Origin of the sequence: Pantoea sp. AG1095 (genome assembly GCF_003208415.1) — a bacterium.
Classification (GTDB): Bacteria; Pseudomonadota; Gammaproteobacteria; order Enterobacterales; family Enterobacteriaceae; genus Pantoea; species Pantoea leporis.
Map to the genome: position 1 here is coordinate 105,405 of NZ_QKMJ01000004.1, position 24,308 is coordinate 129,712.

At 56.3% G+C, this 24,308-nt stretch carries 19 protein-coding genes; 12 read left to right on the forward strand and 7 right to left on the reverse strand.

What is annotated here, in order from left to right:
• Positions 1–26 precede the first annotated feature (26 nt).
• On the forward strand, positions 27–794 hold the full coding sequence (locus DEU53_RS10940) for a YdcF family protein (RefSeq protein ID WP_110867061.1): 768 nt from the start codon (positions 27–29) through the stop codon (positions 792–794).
• 30 nt (positions 795–824) lie between these two features.
• On the opposite strand, the gene DEU53_RS10945 is transcribed toward DEU53_RS10940, so the two are convergent.
• Positions 825–1,736 carry a ketopantoate reductase family protein gene (locus DEU53_RS10945; RefSeq protein WP_110867062.1) on the reverse strand — a complete coding sequence of 304 codons (912 nt, stop codon included), beginning with the start codon at positions 1,734–1,736 and terminating at the stop codon, positions 825–827.
• A 211-nt stretch (positions 1,737–1,947) separates the two neighbouring features.
• Between DEU53_RS10945 and fusA the strand changes: the two genes are divergently transcribed.
• Both fusA and DEU53_RS10955 read left to right on the forward strand, forming a co-directional pair.
• Positions 1,948–4,044: an elongation factor G gene (gene fusA / locus DEU53_RS10950; protein ID WP_110867063.1), complete on the forward strand. Its 2,097-nt coding sequence runs from the start codon at positions 1,948–1,950 to the stop codon at positions 4,042–4,044.
• A gap of 168 nt (positions 4,045–4,212) precedes the next feature.
• Complete coding sequence (locus DEU53_RS10955; RefSeq protein WP_110867064.1) at positions 4,213–4,806, forward strand: LuxR C-terminal-related transcriptional regulator; 594 nt, start codon at positions 4,213–4,215, stop codon at positions 4,804–4,806.
• 151 nt (positions 4,807–4,957) lie between these two features.
• Here the strand turns inward: DEU53_RS10955 and DEU53_RS10960 are convergent, their stop codons facing one another.
• The 4 genes from DEU53_RS10960 to DEU53_RS10975 all read right to left on the reverse strand — a co-directional run bounded on the left by DEU53_RS10960 (position 4,958) and on the right by DEU53_RS10975 (position 10,353).
• A complete protein-coding gene (locus DEU53_RS10960; protein ID WP_110867065.1) occupies positions 4,958–6,124 on the reverse strand; it encodes a CfaE/CblD family pilus tip adhesin in 1,167 nt (388 codons plus the stop codon).
• A gap of 9 nt (positions 6,125–6,133) precedes the next feature.
• The gene (locus DEU53_RS10965; protein WP_110867066.1) at positions 6,134–8,872 is read right to left on the reverse strand and encodes a TcfC E-set like domain-containing protein; all 2,739 of its coding nucleotides are present in this window, start codon (positions 8,870–8,872) and stop codon (positions 6,134–6,136) included.
• Between the two features lie 77 nt (positions 8,873–8,949).
• Positions 8,950–9,453: a CS1 type fimbrial major subunit gene (locus tag DEU53_RS10970; RefSeq protein ID WP_110867067.1), complete on the reverse strand. Its 504-nt coding sequence runs from the start codon at positions 9,451–9,453 to the stop codon at positions 8,950–8,952.
• Between the two features lie 102 nt (positions 9,454–9,555).
• Positions 9,556–10,353 (reverse strand): fimbrial protein, encoded by a 798-nt coding sequence (locus DEU53_RS10975; RefSeq protein ID WP_110867068.1) that lies wholly within the window; start codon positions 10,351–10,353, stop codon positions 9,556–9,558.
• A gap of 488 nt (positions 10,354–10,841) precedes the next feature.
• On the opposite strand from DEU53_RS10975, the gene DEU53_RS10980 reads away from it, so the two are divergent.
• The 8 genes from DEU53_RS10980 (at position 10,842) to DEU53_RS11015 (ending at position 21,187) form a co-directional block, all read left to right on the forward strand.
• Positions 10,842–11,714 (forward strand): hypothetical protein, encoded by an 873-nt coding sequence (locus DEU53_RS10980; RefSeq protein ID WP_110867069.1) that lies wholly within the window; start codon positions 10,842–10,844, stop codon positions 11,712–11,714.
• Positions 11,715–11,873: 159 nt separating this feature from the next.
• On the forward strand, positions 11,874–13,487 hold the full coding sequence (locus DEU53_RS10985; RefSeq protein WP_110867070.1) for an ABC transporter substrate-binding protein: 1,614 nt from the start codon (positions 11,874–11,876) through the stop codon (positions 13,485–13,487).
• A 734-nt stretch (positions 13,488–14,221) separates the two neighbouring features.
• Positions 14,222–14,746, forward strand: coding sequence for a GNAT family N-acetyltransferase (locus tag DEU53_RS10990; protein ID WP_110867071.1), 525 nt, complete (start codon positions 14,222–14,224; stop codon positions 14,744–14,746).
• Positions 14,747–14,782: 36 nt separating this feature from the next.
• A complete protein-coding gene (locus DEU53_RS10995; RefSeq protein WP_110867072.1) occupies positions 14,783–16,396 on the forward strand; it encodes an ABC transporter substrate-binding protein in 1,614 nt (537 codons plus the stop codon).
• 13 nt (positions 16,397–16,409) lie between these two features.
• Positions 16,410–17,402 carry an ABC transporter permease gene (locus DEU53_RS11000; protein WP_110867073.1) on the forward strand — a complete coding sequence of 331 codons (993 nt, stop codon included), beginning with the start codon at positions 16,410–16,412 and terminating at the stop codon, positions 17,400–17,402.
• On the forward strand, positions 17,399–18,232 hold the full coding sequence (locus DEU53_RS11005) for an ABC transporter permease (protein ID WP_110867074.1): 834 nt from the start codon (positions 17,399–17,401) through the stop codon (positions 18,230–18,232). The genes DEU53_RS11000 and DEU53_RS11005 overlap by 4 nt, the downstream gene beginning before the upstream one ends.
• Positions 18,229–19,836: an ABC transporter ATP-binding protein gene (locus DEU53_RS11010; RefSeq protein WP_110867075.1), complete on the forward strand. Its 1,608-nt coding sequence runs from the start codon at positions 18,229–18,231 to the stop codon at positions 19,834–19,836. The genes DEU53_RS11005 and DEU53_RS11010 overlap by 4 nt, the downstream gene beginning before the upstream one ends.
• A 10-nt stretch (positions 19,837–19,846) precedes the next feature.
• A complete protein-coding gene (locus DEU53_RS11015) occupies positions 19,847–21,187 on the forward strand; it encodes an LLM class flavin-dependent oxidoreductase (protein WP_110867076.1) in 1,341 nt (446 codons plus the stop codon).
• Positions 21,188–21,299: 112 nt separating this feature from the next.
• On the opposite strand, the gene DEU53_RS11020 is transcribed toward DEU53_RS11015, so the two are convergent.
• Together DEU53_RS11020 and DEU53_RS11025 are read right to left on the reverse strand one after the other, a co-directional pair.
• Positions 21,300–22,085 (reverse strand): phosphate/phosphite/phosphonate ABC transporter substrate-binding protein, encoded by a 786-nt coding sequence (locus DEU53_RS11020; RefSeq protein ID WP_370445562.1) that lies wholly within the window; start codon positions 22,083–22,085, stop codon positions 21,300–21,302.
• Complete coding sequence (locus tag DEU53_RS11025) at positions 21,982–23,049, reverse strand: fatty acid desaturase (protein ID WP_110867078.1); 1,068 nt, start codon at positions 23,047–23,049, stop codon at positions 21,982–21,984. Before DEU53_RS11025 ends, DEU53_RS11020 begins: the two co-directional genes overlap by 104 nt.
• Positions 23,050–23,253: 204 nt before the next feature.
• Between DEU53_RS11025 and DEU53_RS11030 the strand changes: the two genes are divergently transcribed.
• Positions 23,254–24,276, forward strand: coding sequence for an LLM class flavin-dependent oxidoreductase (locus DEU53_RS11030; protein ID WP_008104762.1), 1,023 nt, complete (start codon positions 23,254–23,256; stop codon positions 24,274–24,276).
• Positions 24,277–24,308 lie beyond the last annotated feature (32 nt).

The following is a 24,308-nucleotide window of genomic DNA, read 5'->3' on the forward strand; positions in this document are numbered from 1 at the left end:
GCCAAAGGTAAAAAGAGGAGAACCGGATGCAGCTCAATAACCATCAGATTCAGGATATCAACACCCTGGCGGCCTGGCTGGCGCTGGATCAGATGCCACAAGATGGCACGCTCGACATCGATTTAGCCATTCTCGCTGGTCACGCGGTCCTGCCGAACGTGGAAGCGGTGATTGCCGTGGCGAAAAAGTATCAGCTGCCGTTATTGATCAGCGGCGGCACCGGTCACTCAACCTCGCTGCTGGTGGAGATGCTTGCCGCACATCCGCTGTATCGCCAAATCGACAGCAAAGGCAAAAGCGAAGCCGAGTTGCTGGGCGATGTCGCCCGCGTATTTGCCGCGCTGCCGGACGATTTGCTACTGCTGGAAACCGCCTCACGCAACTGCGGGGAAAACGCCGCCTTCAGCCAAAAGCTACTGGATGAGCACAGCTGGCAGCCGCAGCGCGTGCTGCTGGTGCAGGATCCGCTGATGCAGCGTCGCACCTGGGAAACCTTCCGCTATCAATGGCGCGATCGTGCGGATGCACCGGAATTTATCAGCTGGCCGGTATTTGTGCCGCAGGTGATGATGGACGCGGGCATGCTGCGCATCATCGGCGCGCCGCCGCAAGGATTGTGGTCGATGGAGCGTTTTCTGTCGCTGCTGATGGGTGAAATCCAGCGCCTGCGCGACGATGAAAACGGCTACGGGCCGCGCGGAAAAGGTTTCATCGGCCACGTCGAGGTGCCAGAAGCGGTGGAAGCCGGCTGGCAACGCCTGAAGCAGTTGCCCGGCGTGCAGTCACGGTTGTGATGTTTCGGTCGCCATGAATGGCGACCAACGTTATCGGTTCTGCACATACACCTGCAAATTGACATACACCGCGTTCAGCAACGGCGTCACTACGCCGCTGCGTGCGCCGCGCACCAGCAGATCGCCAATCACCTGATCGGCCTCAATCTCAAAGCCCTGGGTTAAATCGCGGTACATCGACGAGGTCATCGCCGCTTGAGGATTGTTCAGCGTCTCATAAATCTTCGCCGTCACCGCCGGACGCTGCTGATAACCTTCCGCACTCAGCACCGCCAACACTTCGCCAAAAACGCCTTGCAGCAGCGCTTCGCCACCTTGTGACGTCAGCACCTGTTGCGTATTGCCACGCGCGATACAACACACCGCACCCAGCGTACTGAGCAGCAACCATTTTTCCCACAGCTCGCTGATGATGTTGTCGGCAAACACCGTATCAAACTGCGCCACGCGCAGCGCTTCATCCACGCGCTGCAAACGCGCATCGTTGTGACCGTCCAGCGCGCCGTAATAGAGAATATGCAGCGGTGTCATCTGCATCACTTCGCCATTTTCTCCCAGTGTGGCGTTGATTTTGCACAAGCCGCCAATCACCTTGTCGCCAAAACGCGCGCGCAGCGTATCGAAATGCCGCATGCCGTTGAGGATCGGCATGATCAGCGTGTCCGGACCGACGGCGGGCGCGATGTCATTCATCGCCTGATCCAGCGCGAAGCTTTTCACCGTCAAAATAATCAGATCGTAATGGCCATCAAGCGAACCGGCCTGCGCCAGCTGCGGCTGAATCACTTCGCTGCCGCCGGGCGTTTTCAGCACCAGACCGGTTTGCTGCAACTGTTGAAAACGGCGCTCGCGCACCAGAAAAGTCACATCACGTCCTGCTTGCGCCAGACGCGCACCAAAATAGCCGCCGGTGGCGCCGGCGCCGACTACCAGAATACGCATGGTCAATTTTCCCGTTGAGAGTGAAAGTCTTACCTTAAAGTGACCGGCGACGGCTTTCCAGCCCGTAAATGCTGAATCACCTACAAGATTTTAACGATGTTTAAAAAAGGCTCAAACTGTTCGTATTTACTCGTACAATAGGTTTAGGCTGTTGCGCAGCGGCGGGCAATGGTGCGCGCCGCAGAACGAGTCGAATGACTAAGGACGCATCATGCCCCGAACCCTCCCCATCGAACGTTATCGCAACATCGGCATCTCCGCGCACATCGATGCCGGTAAAACCACCACCACCGAGCGCATCCTGTTTTACACCGGAATGAGCCATAAGTTAGGTGAAGTGCACGATGGCGCGGCAACCACTGACTGGATGGCGCAGGAGCAGGAGCGTGGGATCACCATTACCTCGGCGGCGGTGAGCTGCTTCTGGCCGGGCATGGACGGCAGCTTTACGCCGCACCGTATCAACATCATCGATACGCCCGGACACGTCGATTTCACCATTGAAGTTGAGCGCTCAATGCGCGTACTCGATGGCGCGGTGATGGTGTATGACGCGGTTGGCGGCGTGCAGCCGCAGTCTGAAACTGTGTGGCGCCAGGCCAACAAATATCATGTGCCGCGCATCGCCTTCGTCAATAAAATGGACCGTCAGGGCGCAGACTTCTTCCGCGTGGTGCAGATGATGAAAGATCGCCTGCACGCCAATCCGGTGCCGATTGTCATTCCTATCGGCGCGGAAGAGCACTTCAGCGGCGTGGTCGATCTTAATAAAATGCGCGCAATTTACTGGGACGACGCCAGCCAGGGCATGAGCTTTAGCTATGCGCCGATTCCTGCTGAGTTGCATGCACTCGCTGCTGAGTGGCGCGAGAACATGGTGGCAGCGGCGGCAGAAGCCAGCGAAGCACTGATGGATCGCTATCTGGAGCAGGGCGATCTCTGTGAAGAGGAGGTGGTTGCCGGATTGCGTCAGCGCACCTTGCTTGGTGAAATCCAGCCGATGCTGTGCGGCAGCGCGTTCAAAAACAAAGGCGTACAGCGCATGCTCGACGCGGTGATTGAGCTGATGCCTTCGCCGCTCGACGTACCGGCGGTGAGCGGCGTCAACGAGCAGGGCGAACACGATGAACGTCATGCGGATGACAGCGAGCCGTTCTCGGCGCTGGCGTTCAAGCTGATGAGCGATCCTTACGTGGGCCAGCTGACTTTTGTGCGCGTCTATTCCGGCGTGCTGCGTAAAGGCGACAGCGTGTGGAACGCGGTGAAAGGACGCAAAGAGCGTATCGGTCGCATCGTACAGATGCAGGCCAATGACCGTATTGAGATCGAAGAGATTCGTGCCGGTGATATCGCCGCCTGCGTGGGTTTGAAAGAGGTCACCACCGGCGAAACGCTGTGCGATCCCCATGCGGTGATCACGCTGGAGCGCATGGAGTTTCCCGATCCGGTGATTTCGCTGTCAATTGAGCCGAAAACCAAGAGCGATCAGGAGAAAATGGGCCTGGCGCTGCAGCGGCTGGCGGCCGAAGATCCGTCGTTCCGTCTGCACACCGATGAGGAATCGGGCCAGACGATTATTTCCGGCATGGGCGAGCTGCATCTGGAGATTATCGTGGATCGCATGAAGCGCGAGTTTGGCGTGGAAGCCAACATCGGTCGGCCGCAGGTTACCTATCGCGAAACCATTCGTAAAACGGTGCGTGAAGTGGAAGGTAAGTTTGTGCGCCAGTCGGGCGGTAAAGGTCAGTACGGCCATGTGGTGCTGACGCTGGAACCGCAGCAGGCGGGGGCCGGATTTGCCTTTGAAGACGCCACCAAAGGCGGCGTAGTACCGCGCGAGTTCATTCCTTCGGTGGAGAAGGGGATTCGTGAAGCGCTGAACAGCGGCGTGCTGGCCGGTTATCCGGTGGTGGACATCAAAGCCACGCTGACGTTTGGTTCGTACCACGATGTCGATTCATCGGAAATGGCATTCCGTATGGCGGCGATCTTTGGCTTTAAAGCCGCCGCGAAACTGGCCGATCCGGTGATCCTCGAACCGCTGATGCAGGTGGAAGTGGAAACGCCGGAAGAGTATGCCGGTGGCGTGATGGGCGATTTGTCGGCGCGGCGCGGTACGCTGCAAGGCATGGATGAACGCTTTGGTGCGCGCATTATTCGCGCCGAAGTGCCGCTGTCCGAGATGTTTGGCTACGCCACCACGCTACGATCGATGTCGCAAGGCCGCGCCACTTACAGCATGGAGTTTGCGCACTATGCGGAAGCACCCCGCAACGTGGCTGAGAGCATCATTGCCGCGCGCGCCTAAGCTTTAGTATGAAATCAGACCGGGCACAGAGGTAACACTTTGTACCCGGCCTACTTTTAAATCGACCTGTCGACCGCGTGAGTCATTTAGCACCAAAAATGGACAGTTAATTTCCGCCAGGAAGCCGATAGTATTCGCAGAATCAGGGATATTTATCGGAAATTAATCATGGATGTCATTTATCTGGATCAGTCTTGCTACCACCAGCAGGGCTTAATTGCGCTGCTGGAACATTCAAGTATCACTTGCTGTAATACGCTTCGAGAAATGAAGACGCTGATGCGTGACAGGGAAAAAACCGCCACTCTTTCACCAATCATTATTTTTGATCTGCCAGAAAATTTCCGCACGGCGCTGGCTCAGATAGATTATCTGACCAGACTGAAAATCACCTTGAACGCGACGCTGATTTTCTTTTCGGATTCAGTGAAAAACAAGATTAACTACAGCAGCCATGCCATCGCAGCCGATTGTTTTATCGATAAAAAATCTTCAACCGGTACCATTAGTACTAAGCTGGCAATGATGCTGTGCCAGCACAAAAGCGACCAGCTAATGACGACTCCCGGATTAAATAATCATTTAACCAGGAAAGAGTTTAACTTTCTGCGATGCTTATTCACTTACGAATCGATTGAAGATGTGGCGAAAATAACCGGAATAAATAAAAAAACGCTCTATAGCCATCAGAATAAAATCGTTAAAAAACTCAATCTGAAAAACAGCCTGCATCTCTACCAGCGTTTTACTAATAACTTTTAAACCACCAATCGATTGCCTAATGCTGATAATATAATAATCGCATCAAATCATTGCACATTCCTTAGCGGCGCGATTTATCGCGCAATAAATTGCGCCGCTACAGTGTGTGCGCTCGGTAATTGCAGTTTTTATAACATCACCGCCCGCGCCATTATTGCGTCGTCGGGGTATAAATAATTCTCAACGTCCCCTGATAACGGCCCGCTGTTTTTGACGATAACGTGAAGGCGGGTGTAACAAGCTGCATCGGCGCAGGAACGCACAGCACTGAATTGCTCTGTCCCGGTAACACAACCCGTCGCAACACACCTCTGTTGGTGCCACTCCAGATAATCTCACTGCCGTTCTCAACTACCTGACGCGCTTTGGTCAGCGGGTTGATTACTTCAATCGCATAATCGAGGCGATTTTGCGCCAGAGTTTTATCCGCGCCTGTGCGATATAGCGAAAACAACCCCGTTCCCCGGCCGGGCGCGGCTGCACCTTCGTCCTGAAACAATAGGCTAACCCGGTTGCTGTCAGAATTATTGCCGTCGTACAGGCACATATCCAGCGAACGGCTGCCGCTGACGGTGGTAGTGGCGCGCCCACCGGGGAAGGTTTTTAAACCGAGATCCACAGTGGCGGCCGCATTGCCAAACTCCGGCAGATAGATCTGCTGGTTGCCGTAATCTGTCACCTTAAAGGTCATGTTGGCGATCCAGTCACCCATTTTCGTCACATTGGTACAACCCACGTTTACGTTTTGCGAATTTCCGGTGCAGGACGTCACTGGCCACTGCATCAGCGACATTTTCAGCGTCGCGCTCCAGGTGCCCGCCGATGGGAATTTACTCAGCTCGGAAGAGGGAAGATAGGCCGAATAATCGGTGCCATCGCCACGTGGCGTGACGGCCCCGCCAAAGGCATTCATCGGCACCAGATTGGTCGCCACCACCACATTATTCAGCGAGCGTCTTTTGGTGAGATAGACATTCAGTACCAACGTCTGTTTGGTGCTGCTTTCGGTAAACAACAGCGGCACGGGATAGGGTGACGGCGACGCTTCCAGCCAGACAGGTAATGTCAGGCAGGCACCATATTGATTGCTGGTGCGCGACTGGCAAACCAGCGTATTGCGGCCCCATTTTGGTGCGTCATTGGTATCGTAACCGCCATTTTCATTGGTCCAGATCGGCAATTGCGCCGGTACTGACATGCGGTCAAAGGTTACGGCAACGCTGGTATTGCGCCCTGAAGGCGTGAGCATGGCGGCCTGCACCTGCATGCCCGCGACGAGGGCCAACAGCGTCAGCGCGCTAAGAAATCTACTTTTCATCCAAAATCCCTATTGTTGTTGCTGCGAAGAAGGCGCGGTGCGTGCCAGCGGAACCTCATCCGCCTGGCGGGTGACAATCAGCATTTTTGCTCGTTGCTGCACATCCTGCGGCACTGAAGCCAGCTCGATGGGTTTGCAGTCGCTGTCGCCGACATAGCGCACTACGTCATGGGTGCTTTTCACCTTCATTTCACAGCGGTACATCTGCATGCCGCGCACCATGTACAGATTTTTTATGCGGTGATCGGTCTCAGCGCTGAATCCGCCCTGGCCTAAACCGGACCAGCTGGCGACATTCAGCGGCGTGGCGCCTTCCAGTGGAAGCTGTTGGTTGATCATCAGCCTGCCAAGCCAGGTGTAGCGCGAAACAATATTCACTTTGCTCACCAGCATGCGGCCCGGCGCGATAAACAGCGTGCGTCGTCCGGCACCCTGGGTGATTTCACTGCGCATACCGTCGGTGGATTCGATGGAATCGTTGATGCTGATCGCGCTCTGGGTGTAAGCCGGTACGCTGAATAAAGTGCGGCCGGTGCCATGCAGGCTGGCGCTGCCCGCGCCATCAACGGAGACATCCACGCGTGTGTCGCGGCTTTCATCGCTGCTTGCCACATGCACGCCCACCGCCGCCCCGGGCAGGCCGTTGCCCCATTTGCCCCAATAGAGGCCGGAACGTGCTACCGCCAATGAGGAGTTGTAGCTGCCGCTGCTGCTGAAGCGCTGAGCGGATGAACCGGACGACGCAGAGCTGAATGCCAGGCTGCCGCTGCCGTATTCACCCGCAGTTTTGCCGTAAACGGAAGCATTCAAAGTATTTTCCTGATTACCGTTAAGGTTCACGCCGATCTCCTGCTGATTCTGCGCATCGAAATACCAGTTTTGCGCCACGTTATAGCCAACCTGATCCTTGTTGTTGCGATCGGTTTGGTAGGTCATGCCGAGCGAACTGTAGCTCGAACGTGAATCGATGGTTGGCGTGCTGACGCGCGAGAGTGAGACGGAGAGGAAGCCACCGTTGTCGCGCTGAGTTCCGCTGCTGCTGGTGCGGGTAAAGAGATTGGCGCTGGTATTAATATTGAGTCCGTTGACGCTGAAGCCGCGCCCCAGGCCAGCCTGCCAGGTGGTGGTCTGCGTTTTACTGTAGATGTTGCGGCGCGCCCACTGCGGCACGACGCCGTTATCATCCCACTGCACCGGAAGTACATTGCGGCCCTCGTTCTTGCTGGCGCTGTAACCGGCATTCAGATACCAGCTTTTCACCGGCACGCTGAACATCAGGCTGCTGCTCTGATAACACCCGCTAAAACCGTATTGCCCACCGTTGTTGCTGTAGCAATCCTGCGCATACAGGGCGCTGCGGTAGAAACTGAGGGAGAATCCGTCGTTATAAGCGACCTGCTGGATATTGCCGCGCGAACCTTCGCTGCCTTTCAGGTAGCTAAAGCGGGTAGTGAGGATGCCGTCGAGCAGCGGATTATCAAATCCGTGGCTCCAGTCGATTGCGCTTTCAATAAAGCGGTTGCGGTTGGTCACGGCGACACCGCCGGTCAGCGCAACGTCTTGCATCACAGGCACTTTGATGCCCGCCTGCATCACACGGCGATCGGCACCCGATTGCGACGCAGCGCCGTTGCCCTGCATCTCGCGATCGGGAATGGAGCCGCCTTGCACAAACCATTCAATGTTCTGGCTGGTGGCATTACCGGTGCGGCTAAAAGGAACCTGTTGGGTACGCGACAACTGATTATCTTCATAGATACGTAGCGTCACGCTGTAGCTACCATTGGGAAAGGCGCTGGTATCAAGATTTTGCGTGCCGGCATTGAGGTAAAAGGTGCCAAGCAGTTGCTGCCCGCGATAAGCATCAATACGCGACGGGCGCGTAATAAAGACAGTGACCGGCGTGCCTTGCGCCGCCTGTGCGCGGTTCATCCAGGCGAGCGTCGAACCGATGCGCGCACCTTCGATGGTGCTGAGCGGCAGTTGGCTTAAGGTAATGTTGCCGCCGGCGTTGCTGAAGATATCGCGCGAATCCATGCGTCCGGCCTGCACATAATAGCGTTTGCCGAGATCGCGGCGCAGAAACACGTTGTTAAAACGCACTTCCTGATGACTTTGCTGCTGGTATTTTTGCGCCAGATAGTCCCAGTCAATTCCGGCATAGCTGTTTTCAGTGAATCCTAGCGCGCCCGCCCCCTGCAGCGATAACGTCTGGTCATCGCGGTTGGTGACGAAGTTAATATTCTGCTGATGAATAAACGCCGCTTCCGTTTCGGCGGTCTGCTGGTAATAGGGCGATGCGTTGTCAGCCGCAAGCGGCACAAATTCCGGGCCGAGAAACAGCGCCACTTTGGCATTATTTTCGTCATAGATCAGCGCGAGGGAATCGGTCTCCAGATAGTCACAGCCCGCTGCGCCGCCGTTGCTGCTGCATGCCTTATTACCGTTGCGTGCCAAAGGTTCACTGATGAGATGGTCTAAGCGCTTTTCCTGCTGCGGATCCTTTTGATAATGCTGCATCACCGCCCGCGCAACCTGATGCGGTTTAAAGAACCTGACGCTATCCAGCGAAACAGAAGCTTCAAACAAGCCAAGCGATTGCCCGTAAACAGAAAGGTTGACCCACAGAGTCTGGCCGGTGACCAGCGATTCGAAACCAGGCGGAACCTGCGTGGCAGCACGAGGAGCGAGAGAAGGGATCAGGGTAATGAAAGAGGCTATTAAAGCGACGTGAATATTGACCTTCATTACAGCATCCTGCTGAAAAAGAATAATAAGGGGGCCGAGCGGCCCCCCGAAATAATTGATCAGTCAATGCCGACAAATTAGCTCTGCGTGGTGGCCTGCGTAATTAACAGGCTCACAACGCCGGAATAGGTGCCGGTTGCCAGCACGCCCGGCGTGGTCTGCGAAATTTTCAGTGGCAATATTGACGAACCGTTTGCGGTGCCCGCCGGGAACAGCGAGGCGTAAGTCAGGGCCGTGTTCGTGGTGGTGATCGGTTTTAAATCCGCACCCAGCGTGACGGTCAAAGGTACCGCTGTACCGGTAACGGTATTGTTAAGCTGAGCGGCACTCACCAGCGCAACGTTGATATTGGCAGTTTGCGAGTTCGACCAGATTTTGGTGTCCAGAGAATAGGTAGATAAACCACGGCCCGGAATATATTGCATATTAATGGTGCCGGGTAATGCGGTTCCGTCCGCCTGCGTCATATCCACCGTCGAATCAACATTCGCATTCACCGTAATATCTTTCTGCACCGCCTGTGCATTAAATACAGCCGTTAACGCAGCAGCGATGACTAGTGGTTTGATTAATTTTTGCATTTGTAGCTCCGTGAAAATCCTTGTACTGGCCGTAAATGACCGTCTCATGGGTAATGAACTGCTTTATAACAAACAGGTTGTTATTCCTTTAATACGTGTTGATCAGTGTCCGATAACGTACTCGGCGATATTCCGCGTATTGAGATCAACATGTTTTATTCTGACTTCCTGGGCAGCGGCTAATTCTGCCGAACTCCAGGCTTTAAAACGCAATGTCTCATCCGGATAAACCGTGGCGTGTTCTTTTTTCCACTGACAGCTGCTGCTGCTATGTTGTTTTGAGCAAACCGCGACCTCACGAATCACTACGCGAACCGTGCCAGCGTTTTTGACTTCGCCTGATGCTGATTGTGTGAGCGATAATCTGGCATTACGCGGCGGAATATGTACCAGCACGCCCCAGACTAAATTGATGCCGACCTGGTTGCTGATGTTATTATTCTGCGGCGATTTATCTTTCAATTCATCCGGGGCAGCCACGGCCTCGAAGTAAACGCGCCAGGCAGTCTCTTTTTCTGGCGGTTGTAATGAAATCAGCCGAATAATGCGTTGTGAACCGGAAGCCAGCGCGAATTTATCCGGAGTGGCGATAAGCGATGGCGAAACGGCATCTTCAACCAATATTTCTTTTTCAAACGGTGTTGCAGGGCGCTCAATTCGCTTGATGCTGACGCGAATAAACTGCGCTTCACCGCTTTGCGATAATGTCTGCACCTGTGCCGCACCCTGATTATTTAGGGTGACTTCCATCGGATAGACACTCATATTCGCCCATGCCGCTGGCATGGAAATAAAACCCATTAGAATCAGTTGGTAAGCGAGTTTTTTCACCAGAGTGTTATGGCTTAAAATAGCCATTGAAAGGCCGTGACGCAGTGTCTTATGCGGTGAGTCGTCCATGATAAATCCTTATAAATTCCATCAAAAATCTGTCGGATATTCCCTGTGTGAATCGGACTAGCTATAAACCAGTCTCACTTAACCAAGTGGAATAACCGTGCGTTAAGAAAGTTCTCATAGGGGCTTTGTTAAGTCACTGTCCATTTTTGTGGTTAATTTTTTTAAGCCGTGCTACAAAGGGAATACTTGAGGAAATATCGCGACCTAACTTAATGAAATAATTGTAAAAACAAAGATCAATTTTCAGGCTTAGAAACGGGCATGTCAGCTCAGAATAAATCAAGCTTTACATAAAATAGTCCATTGATGGTAAGATCGTGCCCAGAAGGGCAAAAAGACCCATGTTAATCTTAAAATATTAACCTCAGAAATAATACCTCCATAAAGCATCATCAACCGCCTCTCAACAGGATTTAAATAAATCCAGGAGCATGAGAGTGATTTTCTAAAAATTTTATAATTGATAACCAGGCACACCACACAGCAATATGAAAAGCAAACAGCAACTCACAGCATTAATTCACAAACGCGCAGCCGAGATTAAGTCAAATGACAACATCTCATTAGTTATGCAGAAGCATTACAAACTGTTGTTCAGACTGTATCTGACTAAGCCGCTCTATTTTAAAGTCATTTTCAAAGCTAATCGCTTTATTATTGGCTCGGCCATCATGGCGTACGCCTTCACCTCAGCAAACCCAACGCTGCGTGATGTAAAAGACTTTTGTAAAAAAACCGGTCTGATTAGCGACAACACTATTGATTCCTTTCTGCTCTTTATTCGGGTCGGTGGGCGTATGGAAGTTAAAAAGGACGCGCAGGATAAACGAAAGTTAACCTACACGGTGACCCGCAAAGCGCTGGATGAAACGCGGGCTTTAATTAATACCATGATGATTCCTTACGGTATGTTGTACGACGATTTCGATGTTTCGGCTTGCCTGAAAATGGAAAACTTTCATGCGGAATACTTCAAAAATTACGCTGAAATCACGCTCAAGCATGTTTACTTGTTCGATATGGTGCCAGAGAGTAAAGCCTTCATTTTCAGGGATGCCGGGCACATGCTGTTGATGGATCTGTACATCGAGAGTCTGCAACAAAAAACCACTGTTATTGAGTACAACTACCTGAAAGCGTCAGTGAAATGTGGGGTTTCGCGTTCGCACATTAAACGCTGCCTGCAGGACGCTGAAGCAGCCGGGTTGCTGACGCTGAATAGAACCAGTAATACGCTCATTTTGCATCTCTCCTTTATGCACATGGCGCTGGATTATTTTGCGGTCTATATGGCCATGGTCGAGTACGGATTACGCGGTTTATCGGGTGTGCCTCCACTACCGGCGAGCCTGTCACGATAATCTGTTTTTTCGCTGACTGGTGAATTGCCAAATTCAACAAATCGATTGCCACTATTGTCGTTTTACATTTATTTGTCCGGGTTTTAATAATTCAGCGGAAATTAATACAGGCCAGATTAAGGCCTTACATAATATTTACCTGCAATTACCAAGGACACTATGAAATTCACTTCAATAGCATTGGCATTAGGTTTTAGCCTCCTGGGAAGCACGATTAACGCCGTGGCCGCCGACCAACCGGTAAGCGGCGGCAGCCTGACGGTCGGTGTTGAAACCGAGCCGACCACTTTTAACCCGCAGCTTAACGGTCAGGACAAAGCGGAAATCACGCTGCGTAACTTCTGGGAATCGCTGCTGGCGCGCCGCCCAGATGGCAGCTTTGTGCCGTGGCTGGCGCAGAGTTATGAAGCCAGCCAGGATGGTAAAGTGATCCGCTTTAATCTGCGTCAGGACGTCACCTTCTCTAACGGCGAGAAGTTTGATGCCAACGCGGTGGCAGATAACTTCCGTCAAACTCAGGTCGCGCAATACTGCGCCGGCACCAGTTTGTGCCTGATGGGTTCGCATATTGAGAAGATTGAAACGCCGGACGATCACACGGTGGTGATCACCCTGAAAGAGGTCTACTCACCGTTTCTGTCCTTCGCTGCGGGCTTGCAGATTCTGGCGCCGGCCAGCTGGAAATCTCCACAGCTGAAATCGGGCGGCAAAGATCTGGCGGGCACCGGGCCGTTTATTCTCGAAAGCTATGAGAAAGGCCAGCAGGTGACCTACGTTAAAAACCCGAAATACAACTGGGCGCCAGCCACCGCGCAGCATCAGGGACCAGCGTATCTCGATCGCGTGACCTATCGCTTCCTGCCGGAATCTTCGGTGCGCACTGGCGCGCTGCTGTCTGGTCAGGTTGATGCCATTGAAGGCATTTCCGGTAACGATGCCGGTGAGTTCAAAGACAATCCCGACTTTACCTATCAGCATGCGTTGAACACCGGTACGCCATATTCTCTGTTCCTCAACGTGGAATATGGCCCGACGCAGGATGTGAAAGTGCGTCAGGCATTACTAAAAGGGTTGGATATCGATCCGCTGCTGAAGTCGGTGTATCGCGGCGAACGCACCCGCGCGTGGGGCATCACGTCGCCCATCGATCCGCTTTACAACAAAGAGCTAGAGGGCAAATACGGCAACAATCCGGATGCGGCCAACAAGCTGCTGGATGAAGCGGGCTGGAAAACCCGTGATGGTGAAGGCTTCCGCACCAAAGATGGCCAGCGTCTGCGCATTGAGCTGATTCAGGCACAGGCAACGGTGCGCGACCAGCGCGATGTGCTGCTGCAGGCGATTCAGGCGCAGGCGCGTCAGCGTCTTGGCGTGGATCTCAAGCTGAACTACGTTGATTCTGGTACTTATGCCGATGTGCGTAAAAGCGGTAAGTTCGGCACCATCGCTAACTCCAACACGCCAACCGATGGCGTGGATATCGAAAACCACTATCGTCCGATCGCTCAGGGCGGCGCAATTAACTATAGCCGCGTCAACGATGAGAAGATCAATGGCTTGCTGGATAAAGCCGCCAGCACGCTGGATCTTAAGAAACGCCGCGATTTCTACAGCCAACTGCAGCAGGTCGCATTACCGCAACTGGCATTGGCAGTGCCGCTCTACGAACCGGAAGATCAGTTAGCCACCGCCAGCTACGTGCACGGCTACGGTTTCCGCAGCTATAAGCAGATGCCAGAAAGCGTTTACGATGTGTGGGTAACTAAACCTTAATATCGCCCGTTCGGTCACCGTAGGGTCGCCACAAATGGCGTAATGCTTGTCAGTTAAGCCAACGACGAGTGCGCAGACCGGGACCACTTTTGGTCCGGCGGTCCTCGCGCCGCTAGCGCGGTACCTTCACTTTGCTCGTCTGCCTGACGGACCAGCGGAGACGGGACGTCCTGTCCCGGCTCCGCCTTTCGCCCGCGTCCTGCGGGCTCTCCTGGCTTCCTCGCTGCGTTCAGCGCTGCGGATTGCCTGCCCAAAAGTGGCCCCGGCCTGCTTAAACTTCTGTGCGTGTTTTTAGAAAGGGCACATTTGCTAAAGGCGCTGGCGCGTCTGCTGCGGCAAAAGGGCTATCCGCAGCGCTGAGGCTTTTACGTTGGGCCAGGAGCCTCACGCAGGGATGCGTGAGGCAGTTCGGGGCCGGCCAGGACGGCCGATCCGCGAACGGTCCGTTTGGCACAACGTTGAAGCCGAAGGTACCGCGTAAGCGGCGTGAGGACGGCCCGTGACGCAGCAGATGTGTCAGAGCCCGCTACCTGTTCAAAGCAAAATTCTTGCTTGACTGACAAGCATTACGCCATTAATGGCGACCCTACGAGAGTTTTATTTCCGTGGGCATTATTGCATCGCAATAAAATACCATTTCCCATATTCAACAAATCGATTGCCGTTATTCTCGGTTTACTTTAATCCGCCGGATTTTAATACTTTCGGCAGGATTGAATAAGGAAACGGTCACCATGAGTCAGCTAATTGAAGTTGCAAAGCCCGACGATGCGGAAGAAATATTTGCGCTGTTGCAACGCGCCTATGCTGCGCTGGTGGCACTGGATGTGCATTTCACCATTTCACAGGGCAACGTCGAGCAGGTGCGCCGCGTCATCGAGCAGGAAACCGTGCTGGTGCTACGCAAATGGAAACGCGCGGTGGCGACCGTCACGGTGCGTTTTCCGTGGCAGCAGGATGAACATGCGCCTTCGTCGCTGCCGTTTATCCACTGGTTCGCCGTCGACCCTGATTACAAAGGGCAGGGCTACGGCCGCGACATCATCACCTACGCCGAAGAAACCCTGCTGAAAGAGACGCTGAAAGCGCCGGGCGTCTATCTCGCCACCGCCACAAAGCATCCATGGCTGAGCGAGCTCTATCTGCGTCGCGGTTATCAACCGTTCCATCACCGTACCAATCCATTAGGCGAAGCGCTGGTGTTTCTGAAAAAGGAATTCAACCCGCCAGCCGATCAACCCATCGCCAAAATCGCCTGAATAACTAAAAAAGCACCTGCAACCACCAAGGATCTTATGAAAGCGAATTCAATCACTCTCGCGCTGGGTGTGACCTGCCTGCTGGGAAGCGCATCTCTTTTTGCCGCTGAGCAACCGCGCAGCGGCGGCAGCTTAACCTTCGGCGTCGAAACTGAACCCGTGCCGTTTAACCCGCAGCTGAATGGGCAATCCAAAGCGGAAGTGACGCTGCGTAACGTGTGGGAATCGCTGCTGGCGCGTCGAACCGACGGCAGTTTCGTACCCTGGCTGGCAGAAAGTTATGAGGTCAGTCCGGACGGCAAAGCGTATCGCTTTAGCCTGCGCCGCGACGTCACCTTTTCCAACGGCGAGAAGCTGGATGCCAATGCGGTGGCCGAGAATTTCCGCCATGTGCAGGATGCAAAGTATTGCGCCGGCAGCAGCATCTGCGCATTGGGCGCGAGAATTGCCAGCGTGGCGACGCCAGACGATCACACCGTCACCATCACACTGAAGCAGGGCTATTCGCCGTTCCTGTCGTTCGCCGCCAAATTGCAGATTCTGGCACCGGCCAGCTGGAACTCGCCGCAGCTGAAAGCCGGTGGCAAAGAGATTGCGGGCACCGGGCCGTTTATTATCGAGAGCTACGAAAAAGGCCAGCAGGTGACATTCGTACGCAACCCGCACTACAACTGGGCGCCCGCCACCGCTAAGCATCAAGGCCCGGCCTATCTGGAACGCGTGACCTATCGCTTCCTGCCGGAATCCTCGGTGCGTACCGGCGCGCTGCTGTCCGGGCAGCTGGACGCGATTGAAGGGATCTCCGGCAATGACGCCGGTGAATTCAAAGACAATCCCGACTTCACTTATCAGCACGCGCTGAATACCGGCACGCCATATTCACTGTTCCTTAATGTGGAATACGGCCCGACGCAGGATGTGAACGTGCGTCAGGCATTACTACAAGGGCTGGATATCGATCCGCTGCTGAAGTCGGTGTATCGCGGCGAACGCACCCGCGCGTGGGGGATTACTTCGCCGGTCGATCCGCTCTACAACAACGATCTCGAAGGTCAATATGGTAACAATCCCGCTGCCGCCAACCAGCTGCTGGATGAAGCGGGCTGGCAAACGCGCGACAGCGACGGTTTCCGCACTAAAGACGGCCAGCGCCTGAGCATTGAAGTGATTCAGGCGCAGGCAACGGTGCGCGATCAACGCGATGTGCTGCTGCAGGCGATTCAGGCGCAGGCGCGCCAGCGTCTCGGCGTGGAGATCAAACTGCGCTACGTCGATTCTGGCACCTACACCGAGGTGCGCAACACCGGCCACTTCGGCTCGATTGCTAACTCGAATACCGAAACCGACGGCATCGATATCGAAAACCACTATCGCCCGGTGAAAGCTGGCGGGCCGATTAACTACAGCCGCGTCAACAGCCCGCAAATCAACGGCTGGCTCGATCAGGCGGCAGCGACGCTGGATATTAATCAGCGCCGTAAATTCTACAGCCAGCTGCAGCAATACGCGCTGCGACAGCAGGCGCTGGCGATCCCGCTGTATGAACCAGAAGACCAGATCGCCACCGCCAGCTACGTGCACGGTGCCGGTTTCCGCAGTTTTAAACAGATGCCGGAGAACGCGTACGACATCTGGCTCAGCGACCACTAATCAGGAGGCGAAGATGAGTCTGGAAAGCATTGTCACCCGCACGCCACGCGCGCGTCGGCCATCGGTGTGGCGCAGCGACCTGACGCGCCGCATCGTCAGCCGCCTGCTGGGCGGCGTTCTGGTGCTGTGGGCGGCGGTTTCGCTGGCCTTTCTCGGCGTGCATCTGGCGCCGGGCGATATCGTCAGCCTGCTGATCGGTGAGCAGTTGCGTACGCCAGCCATTGAGGCGGCGATCCGCGCCGAATGGGGCCTGAACGAACCGCTGTGGTGGCAATATCTGCACTATATGTGGCGCGTGCTGCACGGCGATTTTGGCCGTTCTTACATGCTCAACACTGAAGTCAGCCATCTGCTGGCCACGCAGCTGTGGCCCACCATCAAACTGACGCTGGCGGCGCTGCTGGTCAGCATTATTTTTGCGGTGGTGATTGCCGTCGGCACCGCGCATCGTCGCATTGGTCGCCGCGTGGCTAACGGTGTCGAGCTGCTGCTGGCCTCCACGCCCTCTTTCTGGATGGGTATCGTGCTGCTGTTTATTTTCAGCTTTACGCTGCGCTGGTTCCCGGTGGCGGGCGATCGCTCGCTGTCGTCGCTGGTGCTACCGGCGCTGGCGCTCGGTCTGGCGCAGGGCGCGGTGATCGCTCAACTGCTGCGCCGCGAGCTGGAGCGCGCGCTGGATGCGCCATTCACCCTGACGCTGCGCGCATGGGGCATGGGGGAAACCACTATTCGTCTGCGCCACGCGCTGCGTCATGCGGCGCTGCCTGCCGTCACGTTAACCGGCTGGCTGGTAGGCGGATTGCTGAGCGGCGCGGTGATTACTGAACAGGTATTTGGTCGTCCCGGCCTTGGCAAACTGACCGTCGATGCAGTGCTGGCGCAGGATCTGCCGGTGGTGCTGGCGGTAGCCATTCTCTCGGCGCTGATCTACGTGGTGATGAGCACCCTGGTTGACATCCTGTCGCTGTGGATTGATCCGCGTCTGCGCGGGGAGAGCAAATCATGATTGCCGTGCTGCAACGTCTTCCGGTTGCGCTGCCCGCCGCGGTGTGGGCAGCGATTCTGTTTCTCATTGTATTGTCTATCGCGGTGATCGCGCCGCAGTGGCTGGCGCACAGCGATCCGCTGCTGGCCGATCCGGTTAACGCGCAGCTGCCGCCGTCGGCGCAGCATTGGTTAGGCACCGATCAGCTGGGACGCGATCTGCTGTCGCGCGTGATCTACGGCAGCCGCTATTCGCTGCTGATCAGCGTGGCGGCGATGGCGCTGGCGGTGGTGTTTGGCACTTTGCTGGGATTGGTGGCGGCGCTGGCGCGTGGCGTGGTTGATGAGCTGTTGAGCCGCGCGGTGGATGTGATTTCCGCCTTTCCCGATCTGCTGTTAGCGCTGATGCTGATCGCCTTTACCGGGCCCGGCACCAACAACCTGATTATCGCGCTCGGCGTTGCGTCGGTGCCGCGTTTTGCCCGCGTGGTGCGGGCACAAACCTACAGCGTGATGACCTCCGGCTACGTTGAGCAGGCGCGTACCTTTGGCCTGTCACGCTTCACGCTGATCACGCGCCACATTTTGCCGCACGCCATTGCGCAGGTGCCGGCGCTGGCCACGCTGGGGCTCGGCACCGCGATTATCGGTACCGCCGGACTGAGTTTCCTCGGCATGGGGCCGCAGCCACCGACCGCCGAATGGGGCCTGATGCTGGCGGAAGGACGCAATTATCTGCGTAACGCATGGTGGATCGCCGTGTGGCCGGGCGTGTTTATCACGCTGACGGTGATTGCGGTGAATACGCTGGGTCGTTACTGGCAGGCACGTTTTGAAGGACGATCCGCATGAGCCAGCCGTTTATTGATATCCAGAATCTCTCGATTCGTTTCGGGCCGCAGCAGGTGGTGAAAAACCTCAACCTGCAGGTCGCGGCGGGCGAATCCGTGGCGCTGGTCGGGGAATCCGGTTCCGGCAAAACCCTGACCGCGCGCAGCCTGCTTGGCCTGCTGCCGGAGGGCGCAGTATTAACCGCCGACCGTTTCACCATTGACGGCCGCGATATGCGCCACGCCAGCCGCGGCAACTGGCGCGCGCTGCGCGGTCGCCGCATTGGCTATGTGTTGCAGGACGCGTTGGTGTCGCTCGATCCGCTGCGCCGCATTGGTCAGCAGCTGAGTGATGCCCTTAGCGCCGCCGGTCATCGCGACAATTTGCAGGACAAAAGCCTCGCACTGCTGAAGGCGGCAGGCATTCACGATGCCGAAAGCCGCCTCGAACGCTATCCGCATCAGCTCTCGGGCGGCCAGCGCCAGCGTGCGTTAATTGCTACCGCGCTGGCCGGTACGCCAACCTTGTTGATCGCCGATGAACCGACCACCGCGCTGGATATGACGGTGCAGCGCCAGATTCTGCAACTGCTGGCGCAGCGCCGCCGCGACGGCCACGGCCTGCTGCTGATCAGCCACGATTTGGCGGTGGTGGCGGAACTGGCGGATCGCGTGCTGGTGATGCGCGATGGCGAAGTAGTGGAGCAGGGCAACAGCGGCCCGCTGCTCCATCGTCCGCAACACGCCTGGACGCAGCGCCTGCTGCGCGCGGTGCCAACGCCCGCCACGCGCGGTCTGCGCCTGAGCGCGGCTGAGCCGACGCCGCTGCCGCCGCGCCCGACACCCAGCAGCGCACCGTTGCTGGAAGGCATCGGCCTGCATAAAGCCTATGGCGATCGCCTGGTGCTCAACGACATCAACTTCACGCTGCACGCCGGAGAGACGCTTGGCGTGGTCGGCGAATCCGGCTCCGGCAAAACCTCGCTGGTGAAAGTGGTGATGGGCTTAACCGAACCGGACAGCGGCACGCTGCTGCTGGAAGGTGAGCGCTGGGATCGTCTGCCGGAGAAAGCGCGCCGCGCCCGGCGTGCGCGCTTGCAGCTGATCGCGCAGGATCCGTTCAGCTCATTCGACCCGCGCTACACGGTAGAGAAAATTATCGGCGAAAGCCTCGATAGTGCCGGAATTTACGGCGATGCGCGGCGTCAGCGCGTGCGTCAACTGCTCGATGAAGTGCAGCTCGGCGACCGCTTCCTGCAGCGCTACCCGCAACAGCTTTCCGGCGGTCAGCGCCAGCGCGTGGCGATTGCGCGCGCTTTTGCACCGAATCCGGCGCTGCTGGTGGCCGATGAACCGGTCAGCGCGCTCGATGTTTCGGTGCAGGCGCAGGTGCTGGATCTGTTGGCCGATATGCAGGCCGAACACGGCACCGCGCTGCTGTTTATCTCTCACGATCTCGGCGTGATCCAGCATCTGGCGGATCGCGTGCTGGTGATGCAGAACGGACAAGTGGTGGAGAGCGGGGCGCTACAGCAGGTGTTCGCCGCGCCGCAGCATCCGTGGACGCAAAAACTGTTACAGGCGCTGCCGGTCATTCCTGACTGGCAGCCCGCGAACGCATACTAAGGAGAGCAGAATGAGTCAGACACAACGTCAGCTGCGGCTGGGCGCGATTATTCAGGGCGTATCCGGCAACATGTCGGCATGGCGTCATCCCGATGCGGTGGCGGATGCCAGCATTAACATCGATTACGTGCTGGATCTGGCGCGTAAAGCTGAGCAGGCGAAGATCGATTTCCTGTTTGTCGCCGATGGCTTGTACATCACGCCGCAGTCGATTCCGCACTTCCTCAACCGTTTTGAGCCGATCACCTTGCTGTCGGCGCTGTCGCTGGTGACCCAGAAAATCGGGCTGGTCGCTACGCTTTCTACCTCTTACAGCGAGCCGTTTACCGTGGCGCGCCAGTTCGCCAGCCTCGATCATCTGAGCGGCGGTCGCGTCGGCTGGAACGTGGTGACTTCGCCGCTGGAAGGATCGGCGAAAAACTTCTCGCGTAGCAGCCATCCAGAACACGACGAGCGTTACCGCGTTGCCAGCGAGTATTTGCAGGTGGTGAAAGGGCTGTGGGATTCGTGGGAAGGCGATGCCTTTGTGCGCGACAAACAGAGCGGAGAATTCTTCGCCGCCGACAAACTGCATACGCTAAATCATAAAGGACACTACTTCTCGGTGCAGGGACCGCTCAACGTCGGTCGCTCGCCGCAGGGCCGTCCGATTGTGTTCCAGGCGGGCGCGTCGGAAGCGGGCAAAGCCTTTGCCGCCGAAGCCGCCGATGCCATTTATACGCGCCAGGAAACGCTGGAGCAGGCGCGCGAGTTTCGTGAAGACGTGCGCCGCCGGCTGGCGGCACGCGGGCGTGATGCCGATGATATCCGTGTGTTCCAGGGCATCAGCGTGATTATTGGCGAAACGGAACAGGATGCCGAGCGCCGCTATCAGCAAACCGCCGAGCTGGTGACCATCGATAAAGCGCTGGAGTATCTTGGTCGCTACTTCGAGCATCACGATTTCAGCCAGTACGCGCTGGATGAAGCTTTCCCGGACATTGGCGAGCTGGGCAGCAACAGCTTCCGCAGCACCACCGACAAGATCAAACAGAACGCGCGCGAACGTGGCTTAACGCTGCGCCAGGCGGCGCTGGAAGAAGCGACACCGCGTCCGAGTTTCCTGGGTACGGCGGAGCAGGTTGCCGAAGGGCTGGCAAACTGGTTCCTGCAGGGCGCAACCGACGGTTTTATCGTGCGTGGCGGTACGCCAACGGCGTTTGATGATTTTGTGGCGCAGGTCATTCCGCTGTTGCAGGCGCGGGGTATTTATCGCAAAGAGTATGAAGGCGAGACGCTGCGTGAAAATCTCGGCTTGCCCGAACCCGAGAATCAGTTTGCGGCGCAGCGGCACAGGGTCGAAGTGGCTTAAAGGTCAAATGAACGCGATGAATCGCGCCGCTACGAATATGTGCGCTTTATGTGTACGGTAATCAATCACCGCACATTCCGTAGCGGCGCAATTTATTGCGCAATGTTGAACATCACAACGCCGTCACGCCCAGCGCGGCGGCGCGATCTTTCCACTCCCGCACTTCGTCATAAAACGCCCGATCGCTCACGCTGAATCCACTAATCAAACTCTCCGCTAACAGATCCTGATAACGCTTTTCGCTGGTCAGTTCGCTCAACGCACTGCGCAATTTCTCGAGGGTTGCTGCATCGGTTTTGGCTGACGTAATCAGCGGCAGCGCGGCGCACAGCGGTGTTTCGCCGATGATCTCCAGCCCCGCCAGCTCCTGCGGGAAATTGCGGCGCAGCAGCGCCCAGGTGATGCAATCAATCGCCGCGATATCCGCCTCGTCCGCGCGCAACGCCGCCAGCGACTGACGATGGCTGCCGCTGAAGCGGGTTGCGCTGAAGAATTTCCCGTCCTGCGCCAGCGGCGCAATCACGTAGCGCAGCGAGTTGAAACCGGAGTGGGAATCGTTGCTGTTGCACACCGCGCGCCGTCCGCGAAAGTCGCTTAGCGTCAGGTTCTCATCTGCGCTGCGCACTACCAGCCAGCTGCGATAGCGCTGGCCGTCGCAGCCCTGGGCGCTGGAGTGAAAGGTGCCGACCAGCTGCACATCCGGCAGCAGTTCCACCAGCGGATAACCGCAGGTTTGGCTCAGCAGCAGCTGGTCATCGCGCCAGTGCGGCAGTAAATCCTGCGGCCAGCTAACTTCAGCTGGCACGCCGCGTTGTTGCAGCAGCGTCGTTAGCGCTGAGGTCAGGCCGATAGTCGCCTGATGGTTGATGTCGTACATCGGTAACGAAAGAGTGGGCATCCTGTGCATCCTTTTGCGTACCCGGATGGGCATTAACCTCGACCGATTTGCGCCAGAAGCGGGTTATCCATTCGCCATAACCGGCGACGCGAAAACCGTGGTTACGCTGGTGATAACCATCGCGATACAGCAAATAGACTTTGCGTAATCCGTACCACGGCAAACCGGGTAGATCGTGATGTACAGAATGATAGTTGAGATTGAGGAACAGCAAACGCCATGGCAACGCGGCTTCGTTATTGACCGAGCGCGCCAGCGGCTCCTCGTCGGCACGATGCTCGTAGAAGGATCGCACTTTGGTCAGCATCAGCGCCGGATAACTCACCGTCAGCACCAACCACAGCGGCGAGAAGCCAAGCAGCGTCATCCAGTAAAACAGCCCGCTCAGTAAGGTGAGATGAATAATCCACATCGCCATCGCCGGTTTATCGCGCTGGATAAAGGCATGCACCAATGTTTTGAGGCTCGCGCCCATATCCAGCAGCGGGCCGATCAGCAAACGTCCGGGAAAGGTGTTGCGCAGATGAATCACCTGCTGCTGCCACGGCTTGAGTTGAGCCCAGCGCTCAGGCGAAAGGTAGTAGGTTTCTGGATCTTCATCGGGATCGGTCAGCGTGTGGTTGCGGTGATGCGCCAGATGCGAGTCGCGGTATAAGCCATACGGATACCACACCGCCAGCGGCAGCGTGCCGAACAGCTGGTTGAGACGGGGAAAACGCGTCGGGTGGCCGTGAATCAACTCGTGCTGCAGCGACATATACCAGGTGGTAAACAGGACCAGCAGCAGCGTGCTCAGCGTTAACCCCAACGTTCGCCAATAGACAACGCTGGCGAACCAACCGCCGTACACCGCCACCATCAATAGCCACGTTGGCAATTCGCTACGCCACAACCAGCTGCGCGCCAGTTGATGCACCACGTCACGCTGTTGCGCACTGAGATAGGCGGATGTCCCTTTACTCATGGTGAAGCCGAACCTGTAAACAGTGATTAGGCTTTTGACGATGATTGATCACCGTGATGAACACAAAGAATCTCTTTTTCTTAGTTATGCAAAAAAGTTGATGAAGCGCGCGAAATCTATTGGCTATCAGTCACCTCGTCTGTGGCGTAACCTTGCTGCATTGAAAACGTTCGAGCCGGCGCGGCTCACGAGGAGAATTTCAGCATGAAAAAGATTGGCTTCTTATCTTTTGGTCACTGGACCCCATCATCACAATCCGCCACCCGTTCGGCGCAGGACGTACTGCTGCAATCGATTGATTTAGCAGTCGCCGCTGAAGAGTTAGGTGCCGATGGCGCTTACTTCCGCGTGCACCACTTTGCGCGTCAGTTAAGCTCGCCGTTCCCGCTGTTGGCGGCGGTCGGTGCGCGCACCAAAAAGATTGAAATTGGTACCGGCGTGATCGACATGCGCTACGAAAACCCGCTGTATATGGCGGAAGATGCCGGTGCGGCGGATCTGATTTCTAACGGTCGTCTGCAGCTCGGCCTGAGCCGTGGCTCGCCGGAGCAGGTTATCGAAGGCTATCGCTACTTTGGCTTTGATCCGCAAAACGGTGAAAGCGATGCCGATATGGGCCGTCGCCATACCGAGGAACTGTTGGAAGTGCTGCGCGGTGAAGGTTTTGCTAAACCCAATCCGCAGCCGATGTTCCCCAATCCACCGGGCTTGTTACGTCTTGAGCCGTTCTCGGCCGGTTTGCGTGAGCGTATCTGGTGGGGTTCTGGCTCCAACGCGACATCTATCTGGGCGGCGCAGCAGGGCATGAACCTGCAAAGCTCCACCCTGAAAGATGATGAAACCGGCGAACCGTTCCACGTGCAGCAGGCGAAGCAGATTCGTGCTTATCGTCAGGCGTGGGAAGCGGCGGGTCATCAGCGTACGCCGCGTGTTTCGGTGAGCCGCAGCATTTTTGCGCTGACCAACGACACCGACCGCGCCTACTTTGGTCGCAGTGGACAGGATCAGGATTCGGTGGGTTTCCTCGACGAGAAAACCCGCGCCATCTTTGGTCGCAGTTATGCCGCCGAGCCGGATCAGTTGATCAAACAGCTGGCGCAGGACGAAGGGATTGCCGAAGCGGATACGCTGTTGCTGACTATACCGAATCAGTTAGGCGTGGATTACTGTGCGCACGTGATTGAGAGCATTTTGACCCACGTTGCACCGGAGTTGGGTTGGCGTTGATGTAATAAATTGCGTCGCTACAACAGATGCAC

Coding starts and splice junctions, on each gene's coding strand:
- DEU53_RS11015 (WP_110867076.1), top strand. CDS start 19,847: ATGAGTCAGACACAACGTCAGCTGCGGCTGGGCGCGATTATTCAGGGC.
- DEU53_RS10965 (WP_110867066.1), bottom strand. CDS start 8,872: ATGAAGGTCAATATTCACGTCGCTTTAATAGCCTCTTTCATTACCCTG.
- DEU53_RS11010 (WP_110867075.1), top strand. CDS start 18,229: ATGAGCCAGCCGTTTATTGATATCCAGAATCTCTCGATTCGTTTCGGG.
- DEU53_RS10955 (WP_110867064.1), top strand. CDS start 4,213: ATGGATGTCATTTATCTGGATCAGTCTTGCTACCACCAGCAGGGCTTA.
- DEU53_RS10945 (WP_110867062.1), bottom strand. CDS start 1,736: ATGCGTATTCTGGTAGTCGGCGCCGGCGCCACCGGCGGCTATTTTGGT.
- DEU53_RS10985 (WP_110867070.1), top strand. CDS start 11,874: ATGAAATTCACTTCAATAGCATTGGCATTAGGTTTTAGCCTCCTGGGA.
- DEU53_RS10960 (WP_110867065.1), bottom strand. CDS start 6,124: ATGAAAAGTAGATTTCTTAGCGCGCTGACGCTGTTGGCCCTCGTCGCG.
- DEU53_RS10970 (WP_110867067.1), bottom strand. CDS start 9,453: ATGCAAAAATTAATCAAACCACTAGTCATCGCTGCTGCGTTAACGGCT.
- DEU53_RS11000 (WP_110867073.1), top strand. CDS start 16,410: ATGAGTCTGGAAAGCATTGTCACCCGCACGCCACGCGCGCGTCGGCCA.
- fusA (WP_110867063.1), top strand. CDS start 1,948: ATGCCCCGAACCCTCCCCATCGAACGTTATCGCAACATCGGCATCTCC.
- DEU53_RS10990 (WP_110867071.1), top strand. CDS start 14,222: ATGAGTCAGCTAATTGAAGTTGCAAAGCCCGACGATGCGGAAGAAATA.
- DEU53_RS11025 (WP_110867078.1), bottom strand. CDS start 23,049: ATGAGTAAAGGGACATCCGCCTATCTCAGTGCGCAACAGCGTGACGTG.
- DEU53_RS10940 (WP_110867061.1), top strand. CDS start 27: ATGCAGCTCAATAACCATCAGATTCAGGATATCAACACCCTGGCGGCC.
- DEU53_RS10995 (WP_110867072.1), top strand. CDS start 14,783: ATGAAAGCGAATTCAATCACTCTCGCGCTGGGTGTGACCTGCCTGCTG.
- DEU53_RS11030 (WP_008104762.1), top strand. CDS start 23,254: ATGAAAAAGATTGGCTTCTTATCTTTTGGTCACTGGACCCCATCATCA.
- DEU53_RS10975 (WP_110867068.1), bottom strand. CDS start 10,353: ATGGACGACTCACCGCATAAGACACTGCGTCACGGCCTTTCAATGGCT.
- DEU53_RS10980 (WP_110867069.1), top strand. CDS start 10,842: ATGAAAAGCAAACAGCAACTCACAGCATTAATTCACAAACGCGCAGCC.
- DEU53_RS11005 (WP_110867074.1), top strand. CDS start 17,399: ATGATTGCCGTGCTGCAACGTCTTCCGGTTGCGCTGCCCGCCGCGGTG.
- DEU53_RS11020 (WP_370445562.1), bottom strand. CDS start 22,085: ATGCCCACTCTTTCGTTACCGATGTACGACATCAACCATCAGGCGACT.